Annotated in this window: 17 protein-coding genes; 9 read left to right on the forward strand and 8 right to left on the reverse strand. The window is 47.2% G+C overall.

Annotated elements, in window-relative coordinates; genetic code table 11:
- A partial coding sequence (locus tag ACESLU_RS06845; RefSeq protein ID WP_372636986.1) for a DoxX family membrane protein occupies nt 1-246 on the reverse strand: 246 nt, incomplete at its 3' end.
- Between the two features lie 129 nt (nt 247-375).
- Nucleotides 376-765, reverse strand: coding sequence for a hypothetical protein (locus ACESLU_RS06850; RefSeq protein WP_372636989.1), 390 nt, complete (start codon nt 763-765; stop codon nt 376-378).
- A 344-nt stretch (nt 766-1,109) separates the two neighbouring features.
- On the opposite strand from ACESLU_RS06850, the gene ACESLU_RS06855 reads away from it, so the two are divergent.
- The 5 genes from ACESLU_RS06855 (at nt 1,110) to ACESLU_RS06875 (ending at nt 3,439) form a co-directional block, all read left to right on the forward strand.
- Complete coding sequence (locus tag ACESLU_RS06855; RefSeq protein ID WP_372636992.1) at nt 1,110-1,766, forward strand: ArsR/SmtB family transcription factor; 657 nt, start codon at nt 1,110-1,112, stop codon at nt 1,764-1,766.
- 58 nt (nt 1,767-1,824) lie between these two features.
- Nucleotides 1,825-2,100 carry an SHOCT domain-containing protein gene (locus tag ACESLU_RS06860; RefSeq protein ID WP_372637028.1) on the forward strand — a complete coding sequence of 92 codons (276 nt, stop codon included), beginning with the start codon at nt 1,825-1,827 and terminating at the stop codon, nt 2,098-2,100.
- 58 nt (nt 2,101-2,158) lie between these two features.
- The gene (locus ACESLU_RS06865; RefSeq protein ID WP_372636995.1) at nt 2,159-2,506 is read left to right on the forward strand and encodes a DsrE/DsrF/TusD sulfur relay family protein; all 348 of its coding nucleotides are present in this window, start codon (nt 2,159-2,161) and stop codon (nt 2,504-2,506) included.
- Between the two features lie 81 nt (nt 2,507-2,587).
- A complete protein-coding gene (locus tag ACESLU_RS06870; protein WP_372636997.1) occupies nt 2,588-2,776 on the forward strand; it encodes a sterol desaturase family protein in 189 nt (62 codons plus the stop codon).
- 30 nt (nt 2,777-2,806) lie between these two features.
- Nucleotides 2,807-3,439: a class I SAM-dependent methyltransferase gene (locus ACESLU_RS06875; RefSeq protein WP_372637000.1), complete on the forward strand. Its 633-nt coding sequence runs from the start codon at nt 2,807-2,809 to the stop codon at nt 3,437-3,439.
- 29 nt (nt 3,440-3,468) lie between these two features.
- Here the strand turns inward: ACESLU_RS06875 and ACESLU_RS06880 are convergent, their stop codons facing one another.
- Nucleotides 3,469-3,618, reverse strand: coding sequence for a hypothetical protein (locus tag ACESLU_RS06880; RefSeq protein WP_372637003.1), 150 nt, complete (start codon nt 3,616-3,618; stop codon nt 3,469-3,471).
- Between the two features lie 16 nt (nt 3,619-3,634).
- Between ACESLU_RS06880 and ACESLU_RS06885 the strand changes: the two genes are divergently transcribed.
- Together ACESLU_RS06885 and ACESLU_RS06890 are read left to right on the forward strand one after the other, a co-directional pair.
- Nucleotides 3,635-3,895: a hypothetical protein gene (locus ACESLU_RS06885; protein ID WP_372637006.1), complete on the forward strand. Its 261-nt coding sequence runs from the start codon at nt 3,635-3,637 to the stop codon at nt 3,893-3,895.
- A 146-nt stretch (nt 3,896-4,041) separates the two neighbouring features.
- Nucleotides 4,042-4,836 carry a nucleoside phosphorylase gene (locus tag ACESLU_RS06890; protein WP_372637009.1) on the forward strand — a complete coding sequence of 265 codons (795 nt, stop codon included), beginning with the start codon at nt 4,042-4,044 and terminating at the stop codon, nt 4,834-4,836.
- Between the two features lie 129 nt (nt 4,837-4,965).
- Here the strand turns inward: ACESLU_RS06890 and ACESLU_RS06895 are convergent, their stop codons facing one another.
- Complete coding sequence (locus ACESLU_RS06895; RefSeq protein WP_372637012.1) at nt 4,966-5,124, reverse strand: hypothetical protein; 159 nt, start codon at nt 5,122-5,124, stop codon at nt 4,966-4,968.
- Between the two features lie 182 nt (nt 5,125-5,306).
- Here ACESLU_RS06895 and ACESLU_RS06900 point away from each other — a divergent pair, with 182 nt between their 5' ends.
- Entirely contained in the window at nt 5,307-6,248 is a 942-nt protein-coding gene (locus tag ACESLU_RS06900; RefSeq protein ID WP_372637014.1) for a VWA domain-containing protein, read from the forward strand.
- A 76-nt stretch (nt 6,249-6,324) separates the two neighbouring features.
- Entirely contained in the window at nt 6,325-7,095 is a 771-nt protein-coding gene (locus ACESLU_RS06905) for an HAD hydrolase family protein (RefSeq protein WP_372637017.1), read from the forward strand.
- A gap of 493 nt (nt 7,096-7,588) precedes the next feature.
- On the opposite strand, the gene ACESLU_RS06910 is transcribed toward ACESLU_RS06905, so the two are convergent.
- From ACESLU_RS06910 to ACESLU_RS06925, 4 genes are all read right to left on the reverse strand, one after another.
- Entirely contained in the window at nt 7,589-7,771 is a 183-nt protein-coding gene (locus ACESLU_RS06910; protein ID WP_073065877.1) for a histone H1, read from the reverse strand.
- Between the two features lie 205 nt (nt 7,772-7,976).
- Entirely contained in the window at nt 7,977-8,633 is a 657-nt protein-coding gene (locus ACESLU_RS06915) for a hypothetical protein (RefSeq protein WP_372637020.1), read from the reverse strand.
- A 15-nt stretch (nt 8,634-8,648) separates the two neighbouring features.
- Nucleotides 8,649-9,356 (reverse strand): cytidine deaminase, encoded by a 708-nt coding sequence (locus ACESLU_RS06920; protein WP_372637023.1) that lies wholly within the window; start codon nt 9,354-9,356, stop codon nt 8,649-8,651.
- Nucleotides 9,357-9,368: 12 nt separating this feature from the next.
- Nucleotides 9,369-11,052 (reverse strand): serine hydrolase (locus tag ACESLU_RS06925; protein WP_372637025.1); only part of this gene is annotated, 1,684 nt, incomplete at its 5' end.

Consider the following 11,052-nt stretch of genomic DNA (forward strand, 5'->3'; position numbering starts at 1 on the left):
TGTACGGTAGCCAAGGATAAGTGCTACAGCAGTCAGTACCATCCCTATCCCGGAGAGGAAGACCAGGGGTTCGGGAGGGATATAACTTCCCAGGATCTGCCCTAACTCAATGTTTAACAACCGCTCCGTGACAGCATGGGATTGCAATACATGCCGGGCACCGGCGACAATGAATATCAGACTCAGAAAGATGCGAAATATCAATAATGAATATGACTGGTATAGAGAACCGTTCGTTTTTGCCATCAGACTATTCGATTAGCTAATTGAACCCTGCTTCTGGTAGTTAGAAGCGAGGAATGCTGCAGTTGGATAATAGATGAGAATCACGGAACCCGGCTGCAGGGTTAGTACTGCTATAGGATAGCCAGGCTCTTAAATAGTCTGGGGAGGATCGGGCTCCTGGAATACAAAAGCCTGCGAGGGAACATCAGAAGTATAGGGAGGGAATAAGAGACTACTCTCATGGGGTCCAGCCAGATGCTGCTTTTCAACTGGTATTACCTGTAAAGAAGTGTTGCAGGAAGAGGAAACGGTGGTTGCTCCCTGGGAAGGAGTTGATTGTTCATCACTTTGCTTAACTCCCGATGGGTGATCTTTAGCTTTCACTAGCGAAGTTTGAAGTATATTTTTACAGAGGGAGCTTTGCTGACTGGAGTCAAAAGAAACAGTAGCAGACGGGGATACGCCTTCCATGCTGTATGAGAGCAACACTGCTGTCATCAGAAAGGGGAGAAGCGCGCCAAATATACTTTCCGTATTCATATATTCTCTTATTGCTACTTGTTATGTCAAGAAGATACTAAAATTTTATACCGAAATCTATTTTATTAACCCGGGGAGCCTGTCGGTCTTTACGTGATTAACTACAAAAGCTGGTCCTGTTTAACACTTTTGTTCATTTTCCAGTCCCCTATTCGCCTTATATAACAACAAAAATCATATAACTACAGAAAATATCTCCATCCAGTATTCCCGGGTTAGAACCCCCAGAGTCCTACAGTCTCTGGGGGCGAGTCGAGTTTATGATAACTATAATCAATTATTATATTGAACGCTGTAATGATATTGGTTATTTTTAAATCTGTTAAGTTAAAATCACGTTAATTATGGATGTTAGAGAGTTTAAAACGCAGATTTATACGGAACTGGCCACGGTAACAAAAGCCCTGGCGAATCCACATCGGCTTGAAGTCATTGAATTGCTGGCCCAGGGGCCTTGTTCGGTCGAATATATTGTGGAGCATACCCGGCTCAGTATGGCCAATGCCTCCCAGCACCTGCAGGTCCTGAAGAAAGCGCGGCTCGCAAAGGCCGAAAAAAAAGGGAGGTATAATTACTATTCGCTGTCAAATTCCAGGGTTTACGAAGTATGGAAGGTACTGAGAGAACTTGGGTTTTCTCAAAATGCTGAAATTGAACGGTTGATTCGAGATTTTCGCAATGCCCGCCAAAGCCTGGAAACCGTTTCCCTACAAGATCTCCAACAGCGCATTGAAAACAACGAAGTTCTGGTACTGGACGTACGTCCCAACGAGGAATATGAAGAAGGACACATTCCCGGTGCGATTTCCATCCCGACCGGACAATTGAAAGAGCGGATCAAAGACCTGCCCAGAGACAGGCAAATTGTAGCCTATTGCCGGGGACCGCTCTGTGCGATGGCCGATGATGCCGTAGAACTGCTGAAACAGCACGGTTTTGAATCAAAACGGTTGGAAGAAGGTTATCCCGAGTGGATGTTGCAGAATCCCGGCGTTGAATAAATTGGTTATGGTCCATGGCAAAAACTACCTCAACATATAAAACGAAAAGGTGAATATTATGATAAGCTTGAATGCTATTATCCTACAGATGAACGGCCCCCAACACACGATGGATGGCTGGGGCGGGGGATTCGGTGTGGGACTGATGATCTTTTTCTGGCTGTTGGTCTTGGCAGTGATCGTGACGCTAATCTGGTATTTGATTCGAAAAGGGAGCGAATCCCCGTCAGGCTCTTCCGGTGAGTCATCCCTTGAAATACTGAAAAAGCGATATGCCCGAGGTGAAATAGATGAAGAACAATATCGCCGGATGAAGAACGAAATTACGGATTAAATAACAACCTGTTCCGGGAAAGAATTAAACCTCCTTATTTACATAAATAGATATCACTATGACTGCATTAATCATTATAAATGACGCCCCATACGGAACCGAAAAAGCATACAACGCTCTGCGGATTGCCAATCAACTGGGCAAGGATGACGTTGACGTACGCATTTTTCTTATGGCCGATGCCGCGACCTGCGCACTGGCCGGCCAGGATACGCCCGACGGCTACTATAATATTGAACGCATGCTAAAGCTGTCGGTTGCCAAAGGAGCGAAAGTTAAAATCTGTGGCACCTGCGCCGAGGCCCGGGGCATCAAGGACGCTGAATTTGTCAAAGGAGCCGAAATAGGCTCAATGCCCGAACTATCTGAATGGATTTCCAAAAGTGATAAAGTGCTCACTTTTTAAATATAAAGAGCACTAATACTATGGAATCGCTTCTACAGCAGTTGCAGCAAACCCAGGTCATTCTGATGGGAATCGGACGGTGTGCATCATTCCCGGTGGCAGCCTGAAACCGACTCCAATTACAGTTCGCTGTTTTCGTTTTGGGATCACCTTGCCAAAACATTCCGCCTAAACCCTGAACCAAAAAACATTAGGATCGGACTCGATGAATTTGATAAGGATGAAGACCTGACCATAAGTGGCATGATGAAAGCCCCCATTGGCAGATAATGATCCGGAATAGGTTTTGATTTTCAATGTATGGAAAAAATAGCAGTTTATGATAACCATGCCAGTGAATTTGACCAGTGGTTTGATAAACATCCGGTCTGGTTCCGGTCGGAGTTGAAAGCACTTGACAAAGTTATGCCTGAGGATAGAAGTAAATCCGGCCTCGAAATCGGTGTTGGTACCGGGCGATTTGCCGAAAAGTTAGGTATCGGTCAGGGATTGGATCCTGCAGAAGCGATGGCTGATATAGCTGAAAAAAGAGGGATTCCCACGGAAATCGCAACAGCTGAAAAAATGCCGTTTAAAAGTAACACTTTTGATTTTGCTGTTATGATTACGGTGGATTGTTTCCTGGAAGATATTTCCAGGGCATTCCGGGAAACAGCTCGCATTCTTAAGCCCAAGGGACAATTCATCATTGGTATGATTGATAAAAATAGTCCGCTGGGGCAGCTGTATCGGCTGAATAAAGAAGACAATCTGTTTTATCAACATGCCCAATTTCATTCAGTAGATGAGATTGCCAAATATTTAAAAGCGACAGGATTTGCCACATCTGAATACTGGCAAACCCTGATTACCGCCTCCGAGGAAGAACCGGAAGAACCACAACCAGGATACGGCGAAGGAGGATTTGTAGCAATAAAAGCTGTGCTTAAATAAGAAATGCATTCAACGACCAAACTTCCGACTCACCGCCCCGGTTTTCTACGCATCGCGCCCGACTGGGTGTTACTGGGAAGATCACTGAAGATATCAGCATTAATTTGATTGGCGGCTATACCGAACCCCCAAATAATACCCCGCGGCTGGTAGATGCTTTTGTTGATTTTGATATTCATCCGCTGTTACAGATTCGTGCCGCAGCCAAACCCATCTGCAAGCAACCACGAATCCCGTTATCGCGCGGGGCTGGATGCCAGCTATGCGGGCAATCCCCTATTTCTAAGAGGGGAGTACCAGATTCGAGAGGATGACCGGTCGACAGCCGATAGCCAAAAAATGAGTGGTGGATACCTGCTCGGCGGGTATGAGCTGACCGGTAACCTGGAAGCCATTGCCCGGTATGAATATATTGACCGTGATACCTCATTGGATGATGATCACTTCACCGGGTGACCATCGGAGCCAGCTATTACTTCGTTGGCAACACGCGACTGTCGGCTAACTATGAATATCGCGAAGATCAATTGAATCCTGATCTTGGCAATCTTTTTACTGTCCAGATGCAGGTGACACTATAATGATCAACCAGCGTACTTAGCATGAACTCTATGAAAGAAAGTACCTTGCTGAACAAGCAGGACTATGAAGAGGAGTCCGTATTTAAGGCTAAAAACCTGCTGCGGGAAGCCCGGCGGCAGAAGGGGGTGCCTGAATGTGATATTCCCGAGATTTGTGTTCTTGATCCGGATGGCGATATGGTATCCTATCTGAAGAAGAGTGATAGAGCATCGGTGAACCGGTGTTGGGCAGGCTATCATACTACCATGTATGAATTTGAACTTAACGGCCAGTCTGTTGGCATTATCGGGCAGGCCGTGGGAGCTTCTTTTGCGGTCCTGCTTGCCGAGCAAATGTTCGCCAGCGGTTGCGAGTTTTTGATAAGCATAACCTCAGCCGGTACGATTTCTCCACCACCCGGAGGCGAGCAGTTTATACTTATCGATCAGGCCCTGCGGGATGAGGGAACCAGCTACCACTATCTGCCTCCCGAAGAACCAACACGCCTTAACAGAGAAATATTAGACAACCTCCGGAAATTGCAGACCGACCCGAAATTGTCGGTCGGGATAGGAACGAGCTGGACTACCGACGCCCCATACCGGGAGACCCGGTCGGCTATTCAAAAAGCGGAGGATAAAGGAATCACAGCGGTGGAAATGGAAGCAGCTGCGCTGTACGCTTTTGCCCAGGCTAAACAGCAACCAGTAGTTTGTTTTGCCCACCTGACCAATACCATGGCCCGGGAGACGGGGGACTTTGAAAAAGGAATGGAAAATGGCAGCATTGCCTCCTTGAACCTGATCGACAAGGTTATTTCAACGATTGAAACATAGGCGCATAAGTGTGCAGTATTGCGTATTGTTCTAACTTTACTAGAAAAATCGCTGGTTAGGTCCGACATATCTATCCTTTGCATAAAGCAACAGTAAAACACGCTGGCAGCCCGGATGATCCGCAGAAATTTATATTTCCTGGGGAGGAGCCGGCGTTCCCCGGATCATGGAATCATCTCCATCGTCGTATACAGATGTATCAAATCCGTCAATGCGATTGCCGGTTACGTGACTATCAAAATCGATGGTGGCGTCCTTTACCGACTGGTTTACATATACTGCCGTCATGCCGGTATCCGCAGATAAAATTGTCGACTCCCGCAATTTCAGTTATCTTATTGAGTTATGTATTATAGATTGATGCTTAATTCTGATGTGATAAAACTATGATTTGGCAGGAAAGCCTTTACCTGTGGTTACTGTTGATTATTCCTCTTCTTGTCGGGTTGACTTACTGGTATAACAGGCAGTTGATTGATAAGAGAAAGACCTACTTCGGCGAGAAATTATTGCAGAAGTTGCGCAAGGGATTTTGGCCCCTGGGTAAACAAATCCGGCATGTTAGTCTTTATGTGGGACTGGCTTTGCTTATTATTGCTGCAGCGGGACCAAAGATTGGGACGGAAGTTCGCGAGGTGAAACGACAAGGCGTGGACCTGCTGGTAGCGCTTGATCTTTCCGCCAGCATGAATGCGGAAGATGTTAAGCCGAGTCGACTCGAAAAAGCCAAATATGAGATTACCCGCATGATTGAAAAATTACAGGGCGATCGGGTGGGACTCATTGTCTTTACCGGGGAGGCCTACCTGCAGTCGCCGATGACGCTGGATTACTCGGCTTTACGCCTGTTTTTGAATATTGCAGAAACCAACCAGATGCCTACGTCATCTACGGATTTTAGCGCTGCGATGGAAACCGCAGCCGAGGCCTTTGATTCCGGGGATGAGGAAGAACAGAGTTCAGGTGCGGCCAAAGTATTAATGATTATATCTGATGGTGAAAATCATGGTGAGGACTATAACACAGCGCTTGAACAGCTGAGAGAGCAGAATGTGTCGATTTATACGCTGGGACTGGGTACCCAGTCGGGATCGACTATCCCCCTGTATGACGACTCAGGTTCCCTGATGGGATACAAAAGAGGAGAGGACGGCAAGGTGGTAAATACGCATCTCGAGGCAGAAGTGCTTCGCTCTCTTGCGAGTGACGGGAATGGCGAATATTATGAAATCCGGAGCGGCAGTTCGGGTATTGATGCATTTTTGGGACGTCTGGATGAACTTCAACAGGGAGAATTTGCGAGCCAGGAGTATGCTGATTTTAAAAACCAGTTCCAGTGGCTGGCCGGCTTCGGACTGTTGTTTGTCATCATTGGGATAACTTTTCCCTACTATACATCCAAAGAATCTTAGACAGGCGCTGTTAAGAATTTGGAAGAAACAGGCAGCGACCAAAAAAAATTTTATCAAACGTAATTTCTTTTAACCAATGATCAAACTCTTTATTACGGACATCGACGGTTGTGTTTCTACCCCTTTTATCTCACCCGACTGGAATCTTCTTTCCGAAATCCGGAGGCTGAATGACCAGCATGTCAACGATATCGCTGTTCCGCCGCTGACTATCTGTTCGGGACGCCCCCTGCCGTATGTAGAGGCCGTGGCACAATGGCTGAATGTTAACTATCCGGCGGTATTCGAAAGCGCGGGGGTATGCAGTATTGAGAACTATGAAGTCCAGTTTTTGCCGGTATTTGACGAGAAGGCAGAGCAGCAGGTGGACGAGCTTAAAGCATGGCTTGAACGGGAAATAATACCGGAATATCCCGGCATGATCCTCGAATTTACCAAAAAAATGGATGCCGGTTTGATTCACCCGAAAAAAGAGGTTATTGATGATGCTTTTCCCGCTATCAAGGAATATGTCGCTGACGGATATCCTATTTTTGAAGTCCACAAAACGGAGGTGTCAATTAATATCATACTTGCTGATAACAATAAAGAAAACGGCATCCTCCGGCTTTGTGAATTGCTGGACATCGCTCCCCGTGAAGTGGCCTATATTGGAGATAGCAGCGGCGATATCCCCGGATTGAAGATTGTGGGTCAGCCGTACGCCCCGAGCAACGCTGTGGCTGAAGTGAAGGAGCATGCAGAAGTACTCGATGCGAAAGTCACCGAAGCGGTGTTGATGGCTTATAACCGCATTATTCAAAAAAACAGGGAAGGTTTGTCAGAAAAAATGGCAACGAAGATGTAATTATCTGGTTACTTTTTTCTGTGATGAAAAAAGTAACCAAAAAAATCACCGGCTGAATACATTGTGCTGGCGCTTCCTTCGCCTGCGCTAAAATCATTTAGCTCGTCCCGCTGGTCCTCAAACAGCCCCGATAGTTCGGGGTTTACGCTTCGGCTCCGTTCACTCTTCTCAGCACAATGTATTAGGCCGGAATAGACAAACAAAACACCCGGCCTTGAAAACTCAGCGCCCTGGGTGGTGGGCGCAAGGCGGAGGAAAAAGAAAAATATTTGTTTGAACCCGACGATGTCGGGTGAGTTTATATTTTTCTCCGGAGCCGACGCGACCGCCGGGCGCTGAGTTTTCTCAGCCTTGACTTTTTTGCCTCTTTTGGGTCAAGCCAAAAGGGGGCAGTAAGAGTCTAATAACAACCTCATCTTCTGAAAAAAATAGATAAATTAAAAAAAGGGAACTCCTTTGCAGAAGCTCCCCTTTTGCAGAAAAAAGAATATTTTTACACCTTCCCGGTGTTTTTCCACTCTTGAATTTCCATACGAATTTCTTGTGCCTTTTTCTTCATTGCCTGAAGAGTTTTTCGAGCACGGGTACCGGCAGCTTTGTTGCCTTTTTCGTAGAACTTAGTAATATCAGGTTCCAGCTGATCTAATAATTCATTCATTTCATCGTATCGGCTCATTGTAGACTCCGTTTTTATTTTGTATTAATATTAATCAAAATCACTCGATGATGTTCATAAATTTCACCATCGATATGGTCGAATCTATGTATATGCAACTGGCGTGTCAAGTTTAAATCCCTATTTTAATGCATTATGTAGGCTTTTTCCCGTTTTCAGGTGATAAAAAACCAAAATACAGGGTAAAAAGGTTAAAAAGTAATGATTAATTGATTAAAATAGTGTGATTGGTCCCCGGAAGACGGTGGAAATCCCGGGCTGTTGTCAGGCGTACACGCTGGTTAAACGTTTTAAATTCATCGGGAATTTGCGTTTCCCGGAATGACGGTTCCATCGTATCCCATTGTATGTTATCGGGATAATCGGAATTCGTGAAGATCTCAGCCTCATCAGATTTCGAAAAGATAAAAAGTTCATCGGGACGGATCTCCTCCCGCAAAAAGCGGAGCATACGGGGCAGTTCAACGGTCGTTTGCCGGTTTCGGGCGAGATCCCGGACCAGCGTGGAAAGCAACAGTAGAGGTTGACGGGGGAGGCTCTCTAAAAATTTGTGATCCAGGGAAAGCTTATTTTCTTTCAGAGTGATGAAGTTTCGCTTATAGGGATTTATACCGATGGTCGAAACCCCCTCGTCCGCAAAGAGTGCGACAAGCCTTTTATTGAGGTCTTTGAGACTTCGTACGGTTGCTTCCTCACGCATTACACCGGTTTGAATAATACGGTCGGTATAGGCGCTATCGGCATGTACAATAATAGAGCGCAGTTGCCGGTCTTTTTGCTGTTCCGAGAGCGAACGTGCCAGCGAAGTGAGAAAGATGCCGTTGTCAAGGTGATCATGATCCAAAGCAGCAAGATAGCGCATAAAAGGGCTGGAAAATTATGAATTCAAAAGTGATGGTGAGTGAAAGCTAAAAGGCAGTAGATCTTCGCTAAAATGGATAGATTGCGAGTGATCCGTATGATATAGATGAATCTGGCGGCTGGACAGATGTTCGTGGATGACTTGCCGGCAGGCACCGCAGGGACTACTGAACTCACCGTCGCGGCTCAGGATATGGAGATCTCCAAGCTCGACCCGGCTGTAGGTCAAAGCTTTCATGATGGCTATCCGTTCGGCGCAAAGTCCCATATTCCAGGAGGAGCACTCTATATTCACTCCGCCTATATATCCCGTTTCTGTTTCGACAAGGGCAGCAACCGGGAAATTAGAATACTCTACAAGGGCGCGGTCCAGCAGGGACGACATAATAACAGCAGGATCAGAGTCCTTATTTATAGAGATGCCAGAAAAGTTGACATCCGGAAAATCCCCGGTATCCAGCGTGCCCAGGTCAACACTATATTCCTTTTTCCAGAACGAAAGTAACCGGTCGCCGGGATTGGTGGTCATCAGTTTTTTTGGGGTATCTCCCTCACTCAGGCAGCAAAACAGTGCGTTTTGGGCAGCGCTGATCGACAGGGGGTAGGAAACATTTTCTATGCGTTTGCCGGCGAAATAGTGTCCCTCGCTGCTATAAACCACGGCAGCTTCAGGCTGTTGGGAATAGGGCACGTAGCTTGTGGCATAAACATTACGGATATCCATATATCATTACCATTACTCAATAATTGAAGAAATTACGGCATCCGCCACCTCTGCCCGTATCTTGCTGATGTTCTTACCATAAGAGCGATAGGGATATGTTCGGTTGGTCAGGATGATAATCGCAAGGTCTCGCCGGGGATCAACCCAGAAGCTGGTCCCGGTAAAGCCGGTATGTCCGAAAGCCTCGTTGCTGGCCAGCGTACCAGCCGTGCTTTCCTCTTCCTCGTCCTTACGGTCAAAACCGTATCCGCGGTTGACAAGTTCCGACTGCCGTTTGGTAAACTGTTCTATCGTCTCAGGCTTCAGGTATTGCTTTCCGCCGTATGAGCCTTTGTTGAGCAGCATCTGGGTGTAGATGGCGATATCCGAACCACTTGAAAAGAGTCCGGCATGACCCGCAACACCATCCATGTAGTAAGCCCGTTCGTCATGAGCCTGGGCCCGGACCGTTTTATGGCGATAGATGGTATCCTTTTCGGTGGGTGGAATCCGGTTAGCGAACGCTTCTCCTGCGTCGAGCGGATTGAAGCGGGTGTTATTCATGCCCAGCGGCTGGTAAAAAGTCTGGTGTAAATATTTATCCAGTCGCATACCCGTTACTTCCCTGACTATTTCACCCATCAGGATGAATCCCAGATCGCTGTATTTATGGGTCGCCCCGGGCTCATAGATCAGCGGCTCATTTTTGACCGCCTCGACAAGCGCACGGCGTGTTTTAAGCTTGTCTATATAGATGCGGAAGGGGGGGAGTCCCGAGGTGTGAAGCAACAGATGCCGAAGGGTAATGTCGCTTTTGAGGCCTGATTTAAACTCCGGAAAATAGGCACCCACTTTGTCATCCAGACGTATTTTACCCTCGTCGACCAGTTTCATCATGGCGGTTGTGGTACCCATGATTTTGGTAAGTGAAGCCAGGTCATAGATATCATAGGCATCCACCGGGTTGAGCTTCTGATAGGTTTCATAGCCCAATTCCTTTTGGTAGGCGATCACCCCGTTTTTTAATACAGTGACCACCCCGCCGGGGAAGGTCGAGTCATAAATAGCTTCATGCATGATCCTGTCAACCTTGTAGAGGGAATCGGCCCAAAAGTCGACTGATTCCGGCTTGTCGAACCGGATCGTAGTTTGTGGAAGGGAAAGTCCCTCATTCGCGGCGTAGGCGCCCGGTATGTCGATGGGAAGACGCCCCCCGATGGCAGAAGCCCCGAAGAGGGCAGGAGCCGTATTTTTAAGCTGGAGCTCGGACCCGTCCCATGCCAGCAGCTGAACATCTGCATCCGGCAGGTCCCCGACAGCGTAGGGATTGCCAAAGGTGATCAGCGCTTTGGGGGTTTGGGAGGGAAGCTGATGGAGTAACTGGCGCTGGGATGAGTTGAACTGATTATTACCGCTGGCGTTGATATACATATGCGCCCCGATGACGATAAGATCGGCCCACCGGGCGTTCTGCAGGATATTTTGTTTTTCTTTGGCGCTCATTCCCCGGTAGAAAACCCGGTGACGGACGGCAGGATGATAGGTGCGCATCTCTTCGGCCAACGCAGCTCCTTTCTCCTCGTTGTCCATGTCCGTAACGGATAGGACGAGCACCCGGGGGTATTTATTGGGCCTGAGCGGTATGATATCATTCTTGTTTTTTAGCAGAGTCAGTGACTTCCTGCTGATCTCATTCGCGATCTGCTGGTTTTCCGGG

Source organism: Fodinibius sp., assembly GCF_041642155.1.
GTDB lineage: Bacteria > Bacteroidota > Rhodothermia > Balneolales > Balneolaceae > Fodinibius.

Bases quoted from the DNA above. Each gene is read 5' to 3' on its own strand.
- ACESLU_RS06905 (WP_372637017.1), top strand. From the start codon at position 6,325: ATGATCAAACTCTTTATTACGGACATCGACGGTTGTGTTTCTACCCCT.
- ACESLU_RS06890 (WP_372637009.1), top strand. From the start codon at position 4,042: ATGAACTCTATGAAAGAAAGTACCTTGCTGAACAAGCAGGACTATGAA.
- ACESLU_RS06865 (WP_372636995.1), top strand. From the start codon at position 2,159: ATGACTGCATTAATCATTATAAATGACGCCCCATACGGAACCGAAAAA.
- ACESLU_RS06850 (WP_372636989.1), bottom strand. From the start codon at position 765: ATGAATACGGAAAGTATATTTGGCGCGCTTCTCCCCTTTCTGATGACA.
- ACESLU_RS06910 (WP_073065877.1), bottom strand. From the start codon at position 7,771: ATGAGCCGATACGATGAAATGAATGAATTATTAGATCAGCTGGAACCT.
- ACESLU_RS06895 (WP_372637012.1), bottom strand. From the start codon at position 5,124: ATGACGGCAGTATATGTAAACCAGTCGGTAAAGGACGCCACCATCGAT.
- ACESLU_RS06855 (WP_372636992.1), top strand. From the start codon at position 1,110: ATGGATGTTAGAGAGTTTAAAACGCAGATTTATACGGAACTGGCCACG.
- ACESLU_RS06920 (WP_372637023.1), bottom strand. From the start codon at position 9,356: ATGGATATCCGTAATGTTTATGCCACAAGCTACGTGCCCTATTCCCAA.
- ACESLU_RS06880 (WP_372637003.1), bottom strand. From the start codon at position 3,618: ATGAATATCAAAATCAACAAAAGCATCTACCAGCCGCGGGGTATTATT.
- ACESLU_RS06860 (WP_372637028.1), top strand. From the start codon at position 1,825: ATGATAAGCTTGAATGCTATTATCCTACAGATGAACGGCCCCCAACAC.
- ACESLU_RS06915 (WP_372637020.1), bottom strand. From the start codon at position 8,633: ATGCGCTATCTTGCTGCTTTGGATCATGATCACCTTGACAACGGCATC.
- ACESLU_RS06875 (WP_372637000.1), top strand. From the start codon at position 2,807: ATGGAAAAAATAGCAGTTTATGATAACCATGCCAGTGAATTTGACCAG.